This window comes from Micromonospora sp. CNZ309, from assembly GCF_002846525.1.
In genome coordinates this window covers 5,082,967-5,101,897 of sequence record NZ_PJNG01000001.1, presented here as the reverse complement: position 1 = coordinate 5,101,897, position 18,931 = coordinate 5,082,967, and the positions used below count along the sequence as shown (strand labels likewise).

12 protein-coding genes are annotated in these 18,931 nt (G+C 66.2%); 7 read left to right on the top strand and 5 right to left on the bottom strand.

Annotated elements, in window-relative coordinates:
* The first annotated feature begins 950 nt into the window (after positions 1-950).
* The 3 genes from CLT72_RS21465 (at position 951) to CLT72_RS21455 (ending at position 2,926) form a co-directional block, all read left to right on the top strand.
* Positions 951-1,826, top strand: coding sequence for a hypothetical protein (locus CLT72_RS21465; protein WP_101413314.1), 876 nt, complete (start codon positions 951-953; stop codon positions 1,824-1,826).
* 175 nt (positions 1,827-2,001) lie between these two features.
* Positions 2,002-2,388 carry a hypothetical protein gene (locus tag CLT72_RS21460; RefSeq protein WP_101413313.1) on the top strand — a complete coding sequence of 129 codons (387 nt, stop codon included), beginning with the start codon at positions 2,002-2,004 and terminating at the stop codon, positions 2,386-2,388.
* A gap of 112 nt (positions 2,389-2,500) precedes the next feature.
* Positions 2,501-2,926 (top strand): hypothetical protein, encoded by a 426-nt coding sequence (locus CLT72_RS21455; protein WP_101413312.1) that lies wholly within the window; start codon positions 2,501-2,503, stop codon positions 2,924-2,926.
* Between the two features lie 108 nt (positions 2,927-3,034).
* On the opposite strand, the gene CLT72_RS21450 is transcribed toward CLT72_RS21455, so the two are convergent.
* Positions 3,035-3,619: a hypothetical protein gene (locus tag CLT72_RS21450; RefSeq protein WP_101413311.1), complete on the bottom strand. Its 585-nt coding sequence runs from the start codon at positions 3,617-3,619 to the stop codon at positions 3,035-3,037.
* Between the two features lie 288 nt (positions 3,620-3,907).
* Here CLT72_RS21450 and CLT72_RS21445 point away from each other — a divergent pair, with 288 nt between their 5' ends.
* The 4 genes from CLT72_RS21445 to CLT72_RS21430 all read left to right on the top strand — a co-directional run bounded on the left by CLT72_RS21445 (position 3,908) and on the right by CLT72_RS21430 (position 9,712).
* The gene (locus CLT72_RS21445; protein WP_101413310.1) at positions 3,908-4,738 is read left to right on the top strand and encodes a hypothetical protein; all 831 of its coding nucleotides are present in this window, start codon (positions 3,908-3,910) and stop codon (positions 4,736-4,738) included.
* Between the two features lie 232 nt (positions 4,739-4,970).
* Positions 4,971-5,303, top strand: a complete 333-nt coding sequence (locus CLT72_RS21440; RefSeq protein WP_486484298.1) for a hypothetical protein — start codon at positions 4,971-4,973, stop codon at positions 5,301-5,303.
* A gap of 59 nt (positions 5,304-5,362) precedes the next feature.
* On the top strand, positions 5,363-7,888 hold the full coding sequence (locus tag CLT72_RS21435) for a tetratricopeptide repeat protein (RefSeq protein WP_486484297.1): 2,526 nt from the start codon (positions 5,363-5,365) through the stop codon (positions 7,886-7,888).
* A gap of 708 nt (positions 7,889-8,596) precedes the next feature.
* Positions 8,597-9,712, top strand: coding sequence for a tellurite resistance TerB family protein (locus tag CLT72_RS21430; protein WP_101413309.1), 1,116 nt, complete (start codon positions 8,597-8,599; stop codon positions 9,710-9,712).
* Between the two features lie 167 nt (positions 9,713-9,879).
* On the opposite strand, the gene CLT72_RS21425 is transcribed toward CLT72_RS21430, so the two are convergent.
* The 4 genes from CLT72_RS21425 to CLT72_RS21410 form a co-directional block, all read right to left on the bottom strand.
* Positions 9,880-10,290, bottom strand: coding sequence for a hypothetical protein (locus CLT72_RS21425; protein WP_101413308.1), 411 nt, complete (start codon positions 10,288-10,290; stop codon positions 9,880-9,882).
* A gap of 58 nt (positions 10,291-10,348) precedes the next feature.
* Positions 10,349-13,750: a helicase-related protein gene (locus tag CLT72_RS21420; RefSeq protein WP_199184617.1), complete on the bottom strand. Its 3,402-nt coding sequence runs from the start codon at positions 13,748-13,750 to the stop codon at positions 10,349-10,351.
* Positions 13,747-17,712 (bottom strand): Eco57I restriction-modification methylase domain-containing protein, encoded by a 3,966-nt coding sequence (locus CLT72_RS21415; protein ID WP_144082303.1) that lies wholly within the window; start codon positions 17,710-17,712, stop codon positions 13,747-13,749. The genes CLT72_RS21420 and CLT72_RS21415 overlap by 4 nt, the downstream gene beginning before the upstream one ends.
* Before the next feature lie 475 nt (positions 17,713-18,187).
* A complete protein-coding gene (locus tag CLT72_RS21410) occupies positions 18,188-18,763 on the bottom strand; it encodes a recombinase family protein (protein ID WP_101413306.1) in 576 nt (191 codons plus the stop codon).
* Positions 18,764-18,931: the final 168 nt, after the last annotated feature.

The window sequence follows — 18,931 nt, the reverse complement described above, 5'->3', positions numbered from 1 at the left end:
AAGCCGTGGGTAGCGCTGCCGGTTACCGCCGGACAGCGGCATGGTGTCTCAGTCCCCCAACGACGTCGCGACGTTCAAAGAAACGCTTGTGCGACGCCTTGTCTCACGCAGCGTGGTGGCTCTGGCGTGATCCGTCTTGGCACTCAACGCGAAATCGGACTTCCTAGCACGCCTGCATTACTGAAAGTAATGATGAAGTTCTTTCAATTCGATCTCTACTTAGTCGATGGATATCGATTTGTGCGACTTCAGTCATCAGCGACTTTCGCCAGGCGCGAGCGCGCTGAGCTTTAGTTATGGCAAAAAGAGATCGGAGAGTGTGAATGGGTTGAACTGTACTGGACAGTAACTTACTCAGGAGTGAGTGCTGCGGGTTCGCGAAAGTTGCGTACCTTAAGCAGGCGAAGTGTCGTTACCAGTAATGAGATGTGAGCCACGCGCATGACGTGGACGCACCTCGGACAGAACGGCCCTCTGTTACCGCAGAGGGTCGTTCGCGTGAGGTCGCTGCCCGACTGCCATCGCCAGAACTCGGCCGGATCCGCTCTACGCCGGAAAGACGATCTCCTCTGAGTAGCGGTTCCCCACTCCAGGCGACCCGCTGTACTTGCTGGTGGTAACCGCGAAGCTGGTGACGGGGTTCGACGCCTCAACGAGGGTGTCCTCTACCTGGACAAGCCGCTAAAGCCCCACACCTTCCACCGTCGCTACATCGAAGCCCATTACCTCGGTGACTGACGAGTGTGTCGCTACCCGGAGGTGATCCGAGGGGCGCTCGCGGCTATCCGCGACGTTGTCCGACCCTCCACATACGCTCTGGTCGCATCCTGTGATGCTTCCTCCGCCCTGAGTGACGGCGGAAGGAACGCCGCGTCGGCGCCTTCGCCGGCGGTGGAGCACACGGACCCGGGAGAGGTCCGCGTCATCCCTACAGTCTCCAAGGAGTAGACGTGAGGCAATTCCTGCTCAGAATCCTCGCTGGCGCGGCCCTCGTGTTGGGGTTCGCCGGCGTCGCCGCGGCCCCGGCCCAGGCCGACACCCCGGACGTGACCGTGTCGTCCCCCTGCTACGAGCCCGCCATCGGCCGGGACTGGGTGTACTGGACGGTCACCAATCACACGTCCGCCGACATCGTCGCCGCCATCACCAACGACACGGCGTCGCCGTATCCCCCGGTGTTCACGGTACCGGCAGGTGGCAGCGTAGTCCGGGAGACGATCGGGGGATTCGATGTGCAGGTGACGGTCGGGGGTTCCGTTGTCGCCTCCGGCTCCGTCTCCCGTGATGCGCTCACGGCATGCGGCACCACGCAGGCCAGTTTCAGTCTGATCGTGGACTGCCGGCCGAGTCCGTACCAGGTCAGCCTGCGGATCAAGAACGCGACCGACGGGGCACGCCAGTACAAGCTGGTGAAGCAGCGTGGCGAGGAGCTGACCGTCACCGCCCTCCCGGGCAACACCTACATCACGGAGGACTGGATGAAGCCGACCGACCGGTGGGTGCTGGAGATCGCCGGGTACAAGTACGTCCGCGTGGTCAACGAGCCGGCGCTGTGCAATGCCCCGTCGCCCACGAGCACTCCTTCCCCGCCGGGCCCATCGCCCATTCCCACCTCGGCGGCTCCCGCGCCCGCCCCGACGCAGACGGTGGCACCGCCTGTGGAAACGACCGGCCCCCCGCCGACCCTGGCCCCGGTTTCTAACGTGTCCGGGTTGAACTCCGGGAATGGTGTGCTCGTCGTGGGGTTGGCCGGCCTGGTGGTCGGCTCAGCGCTCGGCATCGCGGCCACGCTCCGGTTCCGCCGCAGGCCCCTCCCCAAGGAGTAGCGGCTGGCCTAAGTGTTCGGGGGGTGCCATTCGGGGCCATCCCCCGAACAGTCTGCCCGCATGGCCCGCATGCGCGCCGAACCGGCGCGGAATCACGTGCGGCCCACCTCTTCTGGGGCCGCGACAGTGCCGGCATGTCAGAGACCTACGGGCCTGGGACGACCTCGATCGCACGTTGGACGCCGACGCCGACGCCGACGCCGACGCCGACGACTTGCGCCGCGCCACCACCGTGTCCGAGCCGATCACGAGCGGGACTCTCATCGGGGCCGGCTACCACATGGCCGCGATCGCGGCGTCAATCGCGAGGGCCAGCGAGTTCGAGAGCTTGGTCGACAACCACAACAATCTCGAAGAGCCGCTCATCGTCACGAACGACACCCTGGTCTTCCTGGCCCAGTACATGAGCAACCTGGCCGAGTCCGTGCAGCGCAACCCAACCCGTTTCAGCACCTACGACGCCGACGCGCGGGTGCCGTGGCTGCGTGGGTGCGGCACGAAACTCCGCACCGCAGCGGAAGCGACCAAGAAGCCGCCGAAGCGGCGCCGCGAAGCGGAGTAGCCCTCTTCCCGGGGCGGCCTCGGTAGCCCTCGATGTAACCGGCGACGTCGTTCTCGGCGGTGCCCCATACGCTGGGATCGGGTGAGACGACACATCGAAAAGGGGAGAAGGCGTGGACGGAGAGGTCTGGGGCGAGGCGGAGGTGCCCTTCCCCGACTGGAAGGGCACGGCGCAGCTGGACGAGCGCTTGACGGTTCCGTGGGAAGGGCTGGCGCGGACGGTTGGCCTCGACAGTGAGCAGTGGCAGGTGGTGGGGTTCAGCATCGGCGGCGGTGAGCACGGGTATGACCTGCGGCTGGTGGCCGCGCCCCGTGATGTGTGGGAGAAGGTCAAGGCCGACGATCGCGCCGAGATCGAAGCGACCGAGTTCCTCGTGCACGATGTTGACCCGCTCGCGATCCTCCAGCAGATGACGCACGTGTTCGAGTTGAAGATGCGGCTCCGCGCCTTCGACGGGCGTACGGTGCGGGTCCGCGCCCTGTCCGATCTTCCGTCGGAGATGGTCGTGGACGAGAGCTTCGGGCCGCAGGAGGGCTGACGGGTGAGGGTCCGTCGGATGCTCGCCGGACCCTCCGTCGTAGCTGACCGTCGCGGCCGCGTCGGGGTTAGCCTTCAGGTACGTCCGCACCCAGACCGCGGTACGCATCTACTTCTTCTCCGAGCACGGCGCACCAATCGGCACCGTGAACTCCCGCCACGGACCGCCGTTCACGGACACCTTGCCCCGCACACAACCGGCCGACCGCACCCAATAGCCGCCGGCGAACGCCAGCCACTCATCTGGCTGATCGCAGGCGTCCACCCGTACGTGTGAGCTAGGCGTCGCCGGTGTGCCCCAGCCGAGCCACGCCTTCCCGGCCTGCGAATCATCGATTAGCAACTCGATGGCGTGGCCACGGCGGACCAGTACACCAGCCTTGGCGAAGAGCCCTCCAGGGCCGATCTCATCCTCTGTGCTTAGCTGGGCCTGGAGCACCCGCGTGCCAGGAAGCGCCACCGCATCGGCAATGACGACGAGCTCTGCATCAGGTTCCTCCGCGCTACCGACCGACTCGGCGCACGGGATCACGCGTGCCCGGCTGGACGAAGACGGCGGCACTGCCCTCGGCCCGGCACTATCGGATGGCGGTGTCACGCCGGGCATCTCGCCTCCGGCCTGCGTGCTGCCGGTGTCTGACGTGCAGGCGCTCAGAAGTAGCGTCAACATGACGATCAAGCTTCTGATCCGCATCCCGCCAGTCTCCAATTCTTTGGTACTCCAACGTCACTTGGCTCCGGCGGGGGCATGAGGACGGCCATCGCGTGCTCATCGATGGTTTGTGAGGACAACCGAAGGTCGTGCGATGGCCGCGTGCCACAGCGCAGACCTCAGGGTCATGTAGCCGTTCGGGTTTGCGGGATCGGTCACCCCGGCATCGTTGCAGCGGCGCCACCCGTCGCGCCCGGCGGTATGCCAGCCCGGTGCGTACCTGGGCGCGGCGGCTACGGATCGTTGTACAGGGCGGTTACGTTTTCCGCCGTGGACGACGTGAGCAGCCTGCGGTCCTCGGCGACCGCCTTCGCCGAGCAGCACGCCATGACGGTGGTGCCCGCTGTGCCGCTGCACGACCTCGGGCCCGAGGTGCAGCTCGACGCGGAGGTTATCGACCTGCCGGGCTTCCTGGCCCTGGCGCAGCGGATGGGTGCGCCAGCCCTGTATCTGGAGGTCGACCCGTTCGACCCAGACCCGGACCTGGTGGCCGATCCGCCACGGCACCTGCTCGCCCGGCGCGGGCAGCTGCACGGCATTGAGATGGCGTTCGTCGCCGGCGGCGTCGTGCACTTCTGGGAACACACCGTGTCCTGGTACGCCGAGTGGGAAGACCTGATCGACGCGAGCCGAGCCGCTGTCCGTGATGAGGACGTCGACGACGACCGGCCGCGCTGGCTGACCGAGAGCGAGAGGGCGGAACTGGCCGAGCCCGCCGTGCAGGTCCTGCTCGCGATGCCCGAGTTCCGCGTTGAGAAGCCTGGCGGCGGCCGATACCGGTTCGCGCAGCAGCACCTGCCCGCCGACATCGACGAGCGCGTCACGCACACGGCCGTGCGGCTGGCGTGCGACCGCGCCGATGAGCTGACCCGGCAGCGGTACGTCGACATCGACGACCACTACGAGCAGCTTGCCGCGGACCTGCTCGCCGACTCCACTTACCGGCGGGCCGGGTCGGCCGCTGCCCGCAAGCAGGCCGCCGAGCGGTTCCTCACCGCCTGGGCCGACGGCTGGGCTCCCCCCACCGTTGCCCGCGAAGAGCTCTACGCCCGCGCTCAGCGACTGGCTAAAACGGCAGCTCGCCCGCTGGCCCTGTACTGACCAGCAATCCCGGTGGGCAGGGTGGAGGCCCTGCTTCATGCCTGGCTGGTCGCGGGTCACCGAGCGCCGCCGTCGTCCCCGATGATTTGGTTGAACAGCGCGATCGCGCCGCCGGCCGCCGCACCGCCGGTAAGCAGTGCGCTCGCCCAGCCTCCGCCGGACGCGATGACCTGCGTGCAGCTCTAGAGGTATCTCTCTGCGCTGAGCTGCGCTACTCGCCGCTGTGGCTGTGGTGGCGAAGGCGGTGAATGATATGGGCATGCGTTCGCGACGCTGGGTGATTATCGGGGTGGGTGGGGTGGTCGCTGTCGGGTTGGTTGTGGCGGCGGTGATGTTCGGTTTGCAGGGGGTGGAGGTGGCCGGTTGGCTGGCAGGGGCCGCGAGCTTCGTGGTCGCGGTGGCCGCCCTCGTGCTGGCGCCGTCGGGAAATCCTGCAGCGACACCGAAGCCGACGGATCCAGTGGCACCACCACCGGCGGTCGGGCCAGGGTCGATCGCCGTGCAGGGTGACCTCACGGGAATCGCCTCGACCGGCGACAACGCGACGAACACCCAGCAACGGTGAGCCGGTGGTCCCGGCGGGGGCGGCCGACGCCTGAGCCGGCTGATCCGGTGACGCCGACCGTGCCGGCTGATCCCACCGCGCCGGTGGCGCCGGGTGGGACGCGTGCGATCAAGGCGGTCAGCATCCCTGGTATCGCCTCCACGGGCGACCACGCGACCAATATCCAGCACGTCACGATGCTGCCCGCGGAGGTGTTGGTCGCGCCGGAGGCGGTGCCAGCACCGGCCGGGCTGGTGAATCTAACGGTGCGACGGCAGCTGTTCGTGGGGCGTGAGGACGCGCTGGGCTGGCTGAACTTAGCGACTCTGGATCCGGGTGTGGTGGTCGTGCAGGCGGTCCACGGGCTCGGTGGTATCGGTAAGAGCACTCTGGTCGCGCAGTGGGCGGCCACGCACCGCGACGACCACCGCCCGATCTGGTGGATCACCGCGGACAGTCCCGCCGCTCTGGATGCCGGTCTGGTCGCCCTGACCGTCGCGCTCCAACCAGCCCTCGGCGCGGCCCTGCCGTCACCGGCCCTGCGGGAATGGGCCGTGCGGTGGCTAGCCTGCCACGACGGTTGGTTGCTGATCCTGGACAACGTCACCGATCCCGGCCACATCGCTGCCCTGGTGGGCCGGCTGCCACGAGGGCGGATCGTGGTGACTAGCCGCCGGGCCACCGGCTGGCCTGACATCGTGGCCCCGCTGCGCCTGGACGTCCTCGAAACCGACCAGGCGGTCGACCTGCTCACCGCAATCGTGTCCGGTACCGGTGCTGTCATCGACCCCGCAGACGCCGCTGAAGTGTGCGCCGAGCTGGGCTACCTGCCGCTGGCGGTGGAACAGGCTGGTGCCTACCTGGCCCACACCTGCACCGCCGCTGTCGACTACCTGCGGCTGCTCGCGCAGCATCCCGCCGACATCTACCGCGACGGTGAGGAAGGCCGAGCCGCCGAACGCACGATCGCCCGGGTCTGGCAGGTTACCCTCGACGCCCTCGCCGACGCCCTCCTGCCCGGACAGCTGCTACGGACTCTGGCCTGGTACGCACCGGAAGCCATCCCCCACGACTTGTGGCACCACCTCGGCGGCGGGGCGGAGGAGCCGGCGGTGGTGCGGGCGATCGGCCGGCTGGCCGCCTACAACATGCTCACCATCGACCGCACCAGCCGGGCAGTCACGGTGCACCGGCTCGTCCAGGCCGTCGCCCGCACTCCCGATCCCGACGACCCGCACCGCCAACCCGACGACATCACCACCGCCCGCACCACCGCCACCACCGCCCTGATCACCGCATTACCCGACGACTGGCGCGACCCCACCACCTGGCCGACGTGCCGTGCCCTGCTGCCCCACATCGACGCCCTCGCCACCCACGCCAAAGCACATACCAGCGACAGCGACCGCATCGCGCTGGCTTATCTGCTCAACGCGGCCGGCCTGTTCCTGCGCAACCAGGGAAACCTCCCCCACGCCATCGCCTACCTCAAGCAGGCCCTAGCCGACCGGCGGCGGGTGCTCGGCAACGACCACCCAAACACGCTGGCCTCGGTAAACAACCTCGCCTGCGCCTACGAGTCGGCCGGGGACCTGCGGCGGGCGATCCCGCTGTACGAGCAAGCCCTCACTGACTGCCGACGGGTGCTTGGCAACGACCACCCAAACACCCTGGTCTCGGTGAACAACCTCGCCGGCGCCTACGAGTCGGCGGGGGACCTGCGGCGGGCGGTCCCGCTGTACGAGCAAGCCCTCACCGACTGCCGGCGGGTGCTCGGCATGGACCACCCACAGACGTTGCTCTCGGTGAACAACCTCGCTTACGCCTACAAGGTGGCCGGGGACCTGCAGCGGGCGATCCCGCTGCACGAGCAAGCCCTCACCGATCGGCAACGGGTGCTTGGCAACGACCACCCGGACACCCTGGCCTCGGTGATCAACCTCGCCGGCGCCTACGAGTCGGCGGGGGACCTGCGGCGGGCGGTCCCGCTGTACGAGCAAGCCCTCACCGACTGCCGGCGGGTGCTCGGCAAGGACCATCCCGACACCCTGGTCTCGATGAATAACCTCGCCCGCGCCTACAAGGTGGCCGGGGACCTGCAGCGGGCGATCCCGCTGCACGAGCAAGCCCTCACCGATCGGCAACGGGTGCTTGGCAACGACCACCCGAACACCCTGGTCTCGGTGAACAACCTCGCCGGCGCCTACCTGGCGGCCGGGGACCTGCAGCGGGCGGTCCCGCTGTACGAGCAAGCCCTCACCGATTACCGGCGGGTGCTCGGCAAGGACCACCCCGACACCCTGGTCTCGATGAACGACCTCGCCGGCGCCTACCTGGCGGCCGGGGACCTGCAGCGGGCGGTCCCGCTGTTCGAGCAGTCTCTCACCGACTGCCGGCGGGTGTTCGGCAACGACCATCCCGACACCCTGATCTCGGTGAACAACCTCGCCGGCGCCTACCAGGCGGCCGGGAACCTGCGGCAGGCGACCTCGCTGTACGAGCACGCCCTTACCGACTACCGACGGGTGCTCGGCAACGACCACCCACAGACACGGGCCGTCTACGGCAACTTGCGAGCTGCCATCGAGAGCTCCAACTCCGAGTAGCGACGCGAGGAGTGTCCAGCCAGCGAACCTGATGCGCGCAGAAGATACGGGAGCTGCCGGTCGACGCGGCGGCGTCGACCGCATCGGGGCGCTGAGCCCGCCGCGTCAGTTCCGTCTACCTCCGAATCGGCTTCGGTAGCTCCGGCATTAGATCCGCTGAGCCAAAACAGAGTGGGTTGGGTTGGGTTGGGCCGCTGGCGGCATCTGATGTTGTTCGAGAATCGATCGTTCCCGGACAAGCGCAGGAACCGGGCTTCGGGCCGGTCAACGCCGTCCAGAAAACGTGTCCAACAAGCTGGAGTGTCCAACAACGCCGACGCAGGTTTCCTGGACAGGGCTTCCTTTGGGGGTCGCCAGTCGCGTCAGACGCGAAGATCTCGCATCTGACGCGACTGCTCCAAGGTCCCAGTGCAAGCGCCCGCGCCCCGGTCGACCAGGGAACTCTCCTTGGCGTTGTTTTTCGCTGGAAGCTACAACCGCCAGGCCTCTACCTCGACACCCGAGCCCCCGGTCTGGCCGCCCGTGCGGAGCGCCTTGAGCCGCCTCAGCAGATGCGGTGGAACCAGTCGCATGATCAGCCTAAGATGGCGGCTCAACTCGACATCCGTCGACAGATGTTCTGGTTACTGCGCCATCGTGTTGAGAAGCCAGCGGGCTCGACCGAACCCAGCGAGCTGGCCACCGCTGAACCTCCGGGGAGAACTCGCCATGACCGAAACTCCGATTGACGCGGGCGACTCCGACGACGATGCCGCCCGGGAGGCTGTCGAGCGGGAGCGGGCCGAGCTGCGGGAGTTCATCAAGGGGCTGAACCCGGACGACGTCAAGTCAGGCGACTGGTTCTCGAAACTCGTCGCGCAGGCCCTGAGTTCCTACACCGACAAGGTCGACTGGCTGTACTTCCAGGAGAAGTACAAGGGCGTGCCAGCGGATGGCATCGTCGAACAGCGGATCACGATGGCATCGCGGTACGCCGCGCTCGAAGGCGGACTCTCGGCCGGGATGTACTCGGCGGCCGTCGCCGCCACCATCGGCAGCGCTGGTGGCGCCTCACCGCTTACTCTGCCGGCCGCTGCGGTGACCCTCATGGTCGACCTCACGTACATCACCCGGCTTCAGCTGCGCTTGGCCTACGACATCTCCGTGCTCTATCGGGTCCCGCTCGACCTGTCCGACCCAGACGACATGTGGAAGCTCATTCGCGTGGCCTTCACGATCAAAGGCGGGGAACTGGCGCGGGAGGGCGTCACCAAGTCGGTCCCGCTCGTGGTGCGTCCGTTGGTAAAGCAGTTCTATTCCAGGGGCGTCCTGAACGCGGCGAAACAGCTCCCCGTTGTCGGGAAGTACCTCCTGCAGCGAAACGTCATCAAGGTTGGCATTCCCCTGGTCGGTATCCCCCTCACCGTCGTGCTGAACCGCTACACGACGCTGGTCGCGGGCCGGCACGCGCGAGCCGTCTTCCGTAACGAGGCGCGGGTGATCGAGCTCGCCGAGAGGCTGAGCAGCCGGAGTCAGCACCCGCAGCTGATGCTGTGGATCGCGTGGCTCGTCATCACAACAGACAACAAGATCGGCGACGATGAAGCGCTGCTGATGAAGCACCTGGCGCGGATTGTCCGCGATCTGCATGGGGTGGTCGATGATCAGCTAACCAACGTTGTCGACATCGACCCCGACGATGTGTGGAAGCGTCTGGACGCCGAGCCCGGGGACCTGACCGAACTCCTTGACGTCGCCAGCCGGGTGGCCACGGTAGACGGCGACATCACCGCACGTGAGAAAGAAGTCATTGCTCAGCTTCATGACCGCTGCCGTCGAGCCTGACGCCGCCATGCCTTATTCCTGACCGACTCCGACTCCATGAACAGTGGGCCGGCCGGTACCTCGACGCGGCCGTACGCGGCGCACGCGCCACCGAAGTCGCCGACAAGATTGCTCACTCTGGCCACCGTGATCACGGTCGGTGTTGGGGCGGATGCCGCGAGCGGAGTTCAGTCCGGACTGATGGTCGAGGTGACGAGGTCCAGCCCTTCCTGGGTCACCTCGGCGAACCACTCGGCCTTCTTCCGGCGGCGACCACCCCCGCCCGCTTCGACGATGACTGTCGATGCGGGCGGGGGACCAAGCATGTCCAGAATCGACGCCGATACAGTCAGTCGGACGGTAACAGGCATCACCTCGGTCATCTCGCCGGTCAGCAGAACGAAATCCTCCGCCGCTAACGCCTTGCAGAGTTTGAGCGAAACCGGCCCACTACGCTCGGGAACGGCCGGGCCACCCGAGTGGTCGAAAACCAGTTTCGCCAGGCAGTAGGCCTGATCGAACGGTAGTCGCTTGTCGATGACAGCGATCTGATGGGCGGCAACGTAGGCAGGTGGTCCCCCTGCCCGAGTGGTGGTCATGAGTACCTCATCTTTGATGGTTGCAGCCTGATCGGCCGTAGACAGATTCCGATGCCGGTCAGCCAGTACCGGCGGTCGCTGCCGGAACGATGCCGACCCAGGACACGAGGTAGATGTCGTCCTGGATGATCGCAGGTAGGGGCGCTACGGGTGGCGGTGGTGTGAGGCCGAACCTGGTGGCGAGGTCTCGTAGTACTTCGATTTTCTCGCGGGTCGGGGTGTCTGGTGTGTTCAGGACATGGCGCACTTCTCGTTGGATGCGTAGCACGTACGGCGCGTTGAGCTGGGCGGCGAGCGGGTCTTGGGCGTCGCCGAGGAAGGCGCCGTGTTCGGTGACGAGCGCGGCGGCGTCGCGCATCACACGTGGGATCGGTGGGGCGAGGTTGGCTGGGTCGGTCTGTACGGTCCACTTGGCGTAGATGTCGGCTTGGGCGGCGGCCCACGCGTCGAACGCCGCCTGGTACACCGTCTCCGGCAGGTGGGCTGGGGTTTCCGGGCTCCGCGGGTCGGCGTGGGCGAGGCATGACAGGGTGTCGTCCACCACGTACGGGACCTGGGTGCCGTCGCCGTTGGGGACATGCTGGACGGTGAGGTCGGGGTTGAGTGGGACGTAGCGGTACCACGGCTTGGGGTGATCGCCGATGCGGGCGCAGAATACGATCCCGGGCTCCGCACCGTCGCGGATCATGCCGGTTCCGCTGCCCCAGGGCAGGGCCATAACCCGGTCGCGGGTGCCCCGGTGTTGAAAAGCGTTGGCGAGCTTGCGCCGGTACTCCTCTCCGGAGAGTGCGGCGTTGCTGTCGTCGTCGAACAGCACCGCTTCCTCGCGGCGGATCTGCTGGATTCGTTCGCGTGTTTCGGTGATGACTCGTTCGACCGGATCCACCCCGGGTAGGACGTGGCCGATGCCGACCGCTGCGGCGGCCTGCTTCAACTTGCGTTGTAGGCGTTCTTCGAGTCCCAGCAGCCGGTCGAGGTCCTCGTCGGGGAAGAAACAGCGCATGAACACTTCACGGTGTGGGGAGCCGATCCGGTCGATGCGGCCATGGCGCTGGACGAGCCGCATCGGGTTCCATGGCAGGTCGTAGTTGATGATGTGCCGGGCCTGTTGAAGGTTCACCCCCTCGGCGAGTACGTCAGTGGTGATGATCAGGTCGTAGGTGTCGTCTTCGACACCTGTACCGGCGGTCATCGGCGCGAACCCGATGATTACATCAGCCCTGTCTGCCTTGTTCGATCCGGAGACCATCGCCAGCCGGTCCCGGTAGGCGCCAAGCCGCGGGTCGGTGGACACCAGGCTGTGTAGCGCCCGGCGGAGGTGATCGGCGGTGTCGGCGAAGTAGGTGAACACGAGAACTTTCCGCTTGTTGCGGATGTCCTGATCACCGACTCCTTCCTGTTCGGCGTCGCGGCTGACCGCCGCGAGTTCGTCGACCAGGGCGTTGACCTTGGGGTCCCGGTCCCAGCGCACATTGCGGACCCGTTCATGAAACCGGGCAAGGAGGTCCCGGTCCGCCTCTACCGCTTCACGAAGCCGGGTCACGTCGTAGTCGGCCGCGTCGGCAACACCATCGGTGACGTCGAGTGAGTCGATGAACTCGCCGATGTCGTCGCTGTCGGTTGCGGCCCATCCCCGTAGCGCGTCGCCGGTGAGGATGAGACCGGAGTCGAGCGCGGACCGGAACCGGTCATGCGAGGTGATCATTTTTGCGACGGTGCGTTCAAAGGCATACGACGATGATTCGAACCGCTTCAGCAGGTTCGACCGGAGTAGCCCCGCGTTCTGCGCCTCGTACTGTTCGGTCTGCCCGCCGATGCGGAACCGCGACGGCACGTAACGCGCCATCGTGAGCACCGACCCGGGGTCAGCGAGGATCACCCCGGCCGAAAGCGACTCGTTGAGAGCTTCCTCGGACACGTTCGCACCAAGTGCCGTGGCAAGATCGTCGAACACGTCGGGCAGGACCTCGTCGAGGTCGTAGTCCACCCGCACGACCCGCGGCGTCGGAAACGTGATCGTCTTCTCGACGCCGTTGATGACGACCTTGTCACCGACGTAATGGTTCTTGACGAACCGGCGTGTGCGCCGTACCGCGACCTCATCGAGCACGTCGAACAGGTGCTCCGGGGACAGGTCGTCCGGGTTCAACGCCATCGCCCGCTGGAAGTAGCCGCGCAGCGAGGGTACGCCGACGTCCGCGAACGCCGCATCAGACGGCGCAAAGTAGGAGATCAGGTTGTACAGGTCTTCCAGGCTGTTGTTCACCGGCGTCGCCGTCATCAGCACGACGTCTTTCGGAACCGTCCCGGCCAGCACCTTCCGCAGCGCCTCAGCCCGCAGCGTCGTCGCATTGCGCAGCGCGTGCGCCTCGTCCACGACGACCATCGCATACTTGTCCGGCTCCTGCAGGTCGCTCGTGCGCGCCCCGGCATCGTCGATGCCGGCGACCAACTCCTCGAACGACAACACCTCCGCACGGAGGTTCTTCTCCCGCAGGAACGGCCGCCAGGTCGAGTCACGCAACGTCGCTGGCGCGATCACAAGGACCTTCTGGCGACGGTCGAACACCGCCTCGTGAATGAGTTCACCGGCGATGAACGTTTTCCCGAGACCCACCTCGTCGGCAACGATGACTCCCTTGCGGCGGGCCAAGATACGTTTGGCACGCCACACCCCATCGGCCTGAAACCCGGTCAAGCCCATCCGGGAGGACAGCGCCGTGTCGGTGTCCAGATCCGTTCCGTAGGACTCCCACAACATTCGCAGGAAAATGTCCCACGGCTGGTGTGCCATCCACCGAGCCTCATACAGGGCCGCCAGATCATACGGGCGCGAAGCTTCCCATTGCTCGTTGAACCAGTCGATCACCTGCTGCACGCCGCTCGGCTGGTACAGGCCGAGGTTCAGCTCGTTGTTGCGCGCCAGACCGGCATAGGTGAAATTGCTCGAACCGGCGATCACCCCAGTCGCATCCGTCTCCACGATAAACGCCTTACCGTGCAAAAAGCCCGACTCAAACCTGCGTACCTGCACGTTCGGATTGCTCCGCAACCATGACACCAGCCGACGGGCCTGCGCATCCGCCTGCCGAGTAAACCCGAGCAGATTCCGGTCCTCCTCCAATGACCGAGCATGCCCCTGCAACGCACGCTGCACCTCCGGTGACGGACCCCGCCGCCGCCGAGGAATCGCAAGAGGGCGGACCCGTGGCCGATCCTCGGCCTCCACCGGTTCCGCACCAAGCAACAATCGCACCCCAACAACCTGCTCCAGCTCGTCGGCAAGCAGGTTGAACCCACCCGGATTGAAGTAGGCAGTCGCGATCGCCACCGCCGGCGGCCGGATCAGCCGCTTCCGCAGACCGCCGAGCAACATGTTGACCGCCCCGGCAACCGTCTCGTTCGAGGTGTGCCGGTTCGTCGCGAACTCGCGACGGTAACCGTCGGTGGCCTGGCTCACTCGGTTACCTTCCGTAGCCCTAGCGCCTTCCGCAGGTCGGCGGGCAGGCCTTTGGCACTGAAATCACTGGCGATCATCTCCAAATGGTCAGGGAGAGTCAAGCCGTAGCCGCGCAGAGCCAGCCGCTCCAGATCGGCTAAAAGATCAGTATTAGATGCGGTTGTGCGGTTGCTGACCTCGATACCGGCGGCAAGGACGGTGGCGCCAGTCCGGGCGAGGAGTGCGGAGACGATCTCAGCCGCCGTTTCGATGTCGTCATCGGACCAGTCCGGTAGCGGTAGCTGGTTGATGATGGGGGCCGTGACATGTCGGTCCACGAACCGGCGGACCCACCAGTCCGCGACGATTGTGTTTAGTAGGCCAAGCAGGGCCAACTGTTTGGGCAAGTTCGTGCCGTCGGCCGTATTTACGGTATGGACGGATCCATTGTTCGGGAGCATCCCGCTTTCGGGAAGCGCAGTCGCGATCAGAGTGCGGGAGTCGTCGCTTCGACTGGGGCGACGAATCACAATCGTGGGGTGCTGTTCAGTAAGCACATAACGGCCGTGAACAGAGGCAACGCCTCGGTTGCGGGTGGCGAGGGCAGGCAGGTCGGTAATGTACTGCTTGAACGGTGCGTTCATGTCGAACGCAAACGCATCTACGTGGGCGGTCATGAGGACTCGCCATGCCCCGGGAGCGTCCTGCCGTACGGCGAGGAGGTTATCCCGTCCGCTGCCGGTAAAGTCCCATCGGGAGTCGTATGTTGCATGAACCCATCCGGCTCCGGAGGCGAGACGAGGGTATCTACGCATGATGTCGAAGACCCGCCGGTCTTCCGGCTGGTTGAACCAGGGAATCACGTTCGTCTCGGACAAGGTGGCGAGGTCAGCAGAGGTGAAGGTGACCATCGTGTCGCCGGTCATCGCAACGATGTCTTGCGGACTCCGTGCAACGCCGACCCGGGTGAGGCGTGTGTTAGCAGGGCTGGCCGCCACGAGAACAACCGCATAACGTGGATCGACGTCCTCAAAGATCCATTCGCCGTGGTTGCGGCCCTGGACGATGTGCAGATCGTGCCGGGTGACCAAGCGTTCCCGCAGGTTCTTCCACCCGGCGAGAACCATGCTCTGGCGCGGTAACACGAGACCGAGATATCCCGCGGAGGAACGCAGGGCGAGCGCCCGTTCCAGCATGAGTTGCGCGAGCTCGAGGTGCGTTCCGCCGCGAAGTGTATACGACCGTTTGAACAGGTCCTGTTGGACTGCTCGGAGAGACTGCTGTCGTTCTTCCTCGGCGAACTCTATTGGATGCCCCGCCCGTAGCTCGGCGATCTTTGCATCGCGCGCCCTATCCTTGAGTGCTATCAATCCAGGGAATACGCCAACCCAGTAGGGGGCGGCTTCCCACCTGACCTTGTCCCAAGGCGGGTTGCCGAGGATCACGTCGAAGCCGGGCCGGCTCCGGAGTAAGACATCGGGGAATAAGTATGGCAGGTGGACAACGTTCAGTTCGGCAATCTTGCTCTGCACGTCTGGGCGATTGCCCTCGCGGACTGCGATTTTGGGGCTGCTGGGCAGAGTGATGATGCCGAGGCGGACCCCGACAGCGGCGTCGAGGAGAGCTCTTGCGTCGGAGGCGTCGTCTCGGGCCTCAGCGTGGGCCTTGGCGGCTTCGCGGACTTCGGCTTTAGTTGCTTCGGCGGTGCGAGCGACTCGGGCCAGTCGGTCGCGTGCCGTAACCAGTGCGGTCTCAATCTCTTCAGCGAAGAGGCTGTACTGGCCGGGTACACGTTGTGGCTCGAGGATATCGAGGACCTCGTCGAGGGTTCCGATGCCGGTGAGGCTGTTGCCGACTACGAGGCCGTGGTCGAGCGCGCTCATCGGTAGGCCCGGCACGAACGTGTGAATCCAGATACCGAGCCGGGCAAGTTCCACGGCCATCAGATTGAGGTCGAGGCCGTAGATGCAGCGGCGGGCGATCTGACGGCGCAGCAGCGCGGACGGTTCGATTTCGAGGTCGGGAGCATTGTCGCCGAGTGCGTCGTGGGCGACGGTGGCGAGCCGGTCCAGTTCGTCAGCCACTGCCGGGATCGGGTGGTTGACAAGGAAGGCTGAGAGCCGGTTTTCGATCCGGTCGATGGCGGCGACAAGGAAGTGCCCGGACCCCATCGCCAGGTCGGCGACCCGGAAGTCGAAGAACAGGTCGGCAGCTTTGGCATCGTCGCCTGCATCGAGCGCGGCTTGGACACGGGCGAGATGGTCAGTGAGAGCCGGTTCGAGGGCGGTGTCCAGCAGGTGCTCGACCGCGAACGCCTTGGTGAAGTACGACCCGGTCGACTTACGTGCCCCGGACGCGTTATGGAAGTAGACCTCGCCCGCGCGGACCGCGATGCTGTCGCCGGGCTTCGCAGGCAGGTACGCCTTCGTTTTCGGGTCGACGGTCAGATCAGCCGGGGCGATGGATAGCGACGATTCGAGCAGCCCTTCGTAGATGGTGCCGAACTCCCGCACGGACAGGCTGCGGAAGTCCACCGGTCCTCGGGTGCCGTCGGGTCCGGTGTCAACGAGCAAGGCGCGCAGTGCGGGCCCGATCTGCGCGTTCGTGAGCCGCATCTCGGCGATGGCTTGTCCGGCCGGATGCGCCCCGTCGGTGGCGAACAGGCCGCCGTTGTAGGCGGGGACATCCCACTCGCGGTTGCCGTCGTCAACAGCGCGCCACACGGCGAGCAGGTCGGCCCACCGGTCGGTGACGTCCGGATCGAACGCCAGGTTCGGGTCGTTGGCGAACTCGCGGGCGAGTGTCTTGAGCGCCTTCTTCGTGTACCGCGGGTTACGCAGGTAGGGCAGGAGTCCGCGGTCTTCGGCGTAGGCGATGAACAGCAACCGGAACAGGATGGTGAGCGTGCGGTGGTACGCCTCCGCCAGATCGGCTTCGCTGGTAGCGCCCATCTGTGCGGCGACTGCCTTGGCGAGGTCGGGCACCACGTCGGCATAGACTCGCTCCCGCAGGCGTTCACCGAGCGCGGCCGCGTGGTCAACAGACGCGCGCAGAATCTCCGCGACGGTGCCATTCGGAGCGAGGGCGTCGGCGGAGAACAGCAGCGTCAGGTACGCCGCGTCGCCGGCGGACAGCAACGCCAGGTCGAGCTCAAGAAAGGTTTCGGTCTGGCCCTTGCGCCCGACGCCTACATCCGGCTTAGCCGAGTAGAGCCGGACCTGCGTTCCGCGGAGCACAACCAACCAGGGCACGTTGTTCGCCTGGGCTGCCGCGAGGCCGTGCGCTACCGGGCTGACCGCCCCGAACCGGGTGGCGGGCCGGTCGAATAGGTCCTGTTCGTCAAGGAGGACAGCGACTGCCCGGTGCGCGCCGTGCACGGTGAGTAGCAGGGCGGTGGAGCCGTAAGCGGTGGAGGTATACCCGAGGCTATGGACGAGGTCGATGCCCCGCATCCGCAACAGCGGTTGGGCAGCCGCCCTTTTTGTTGCCCAGTCGGTGCGGACGGGAACACCGGCGCGCAGTTCGTGGGATGCGAACAGGCCGGAGTTGGTCAGCCCGGCGACCAGCTGGTCTTTCTGACCGACCAGTAGCCGGTGCAGTGTGCGATCGGCGGTGGCCGGGTCTGGCGCGGCCAGCGCGGCGGCGCAGACGCGTTCGACCTGGGCGAGGTCGAGATCGGTAAGTACCGCCGGATCGTCTCTCGTGCCGCAGACCGCCGCCTTCCACGTGCCGCCAGCCTGGTAAGCGACGACCAGCACGACGGGCGCGGCGCGCCGGTTCCACCGCAAGTTCCACAACCGCCGAACGTCGTCGGTTTTTGGGGCGGCTTGTGCGGTGGCCACCAGGACCTCGAAAGCGTCGGCGCCTTCGGCGATGAGGACACGGTCAACGGTGAGGGCTGTAGGAGCTCCGGCAGGTTTCGGCCAAGCGATCTCCCGTACATCCTCGTCCTCGAGGAAAGCCCCTGCAGTTACCTCACTCAACGCTGCCCCCTGGGTCGCCTACTATTCACCGGCACTGCTCTACAGAGGCTCAGGCATTGATTGGTACTGGCCTCGGCCGGAGTTGAGCGTAGTCGGCACCCCTTGAGTCGATCGACAGGTGGCCCGCCGGCTGCTTGTCCAGCACGCCGCCGGTGCGGCGGCCCAGAAGTGCTCAAGCAGCGGGGTGCGGGGCGCACGTGGTGCCCGAGCGGGTGTGCTGGCCGCTTCCGCTGAGGTGTGGAATCTCGCGGTGCGGCGCGCTGAGGTGATCGGGCGCCTCGCCGAGCGTGAAGGGGTTGGTCATCGCTCTGCCGACGTGGCTGCTGCCGAGTTGGTGCCGCACCCCGGCGGCGTACGAACGGTGACGCTTGGACCTGATCGCGTGCGGCTTGCCCGAGTGGTTCCTGCCCCACTGGCCGGACCGGATCAACCATCCGCAGCTGCCCGTGTAGGTGCCCGTTCTCGATCAGGGCTCCTATCCGTGGGGCACTCGGGCGGTGGCGGCCGTCGTCCGCAGGTAGCTGTACACGGTTTCGCGGCTGATACCGAACTCGGTGGCCAGCACGGACTTCCGCTCGCCGGCGGCGGCGCGCTCGCGCAACTGCTGAGCTTGTGCGGCGGTGAGGGCGGGCTTACGGCCGGTGTAGACGCCGCGTTGCTTGGCCGCGGCGATGCCTTCGCGTTGCCGTTCGAGGATCAGCGCGCGTTCGAACTCGGCGAACGCCCCCATGACCGACAGCAACAGGTTGGCCATCGGCGAGTCCTCCCCGGTGAAGGTCAGGTCCTCCTTGACGAACTCCACCCGCACGCCTTTGCCGGTCAGGGTCCGCACGATGTGGCGTAGGTTGTCGAGGTTACGGGCGAGGCGGTCCATCGAGTGCACGATCATGGTGTCGCCGTCGCGGACGAACGCGAGCATCTCGTCGAGCTTGGGTCGGGCGGTGTCCTTGCCGGATGCCTTGTCGGTGAAGGTGCGTTCCACCTCGACGCCGTCGAGTTGCCGGACGGTCTTCTGGTCGACACTGCTGACCCTGACGTAGCCGACGCGCACCGTCGCCCCCTTTTTTTGGAGCTGAGACTGTCAGGCTGGACTCTAGGAGCCGAGCGGACATGCGTCAAGAAACGTCGCAGACGACCCTATTCTGACGCGCTTCACCGGGAGTCACTGGTGTGGTGTTGGGGTGTACCTCAAGCTGACATCGGCTATGCGTTGTGGCCT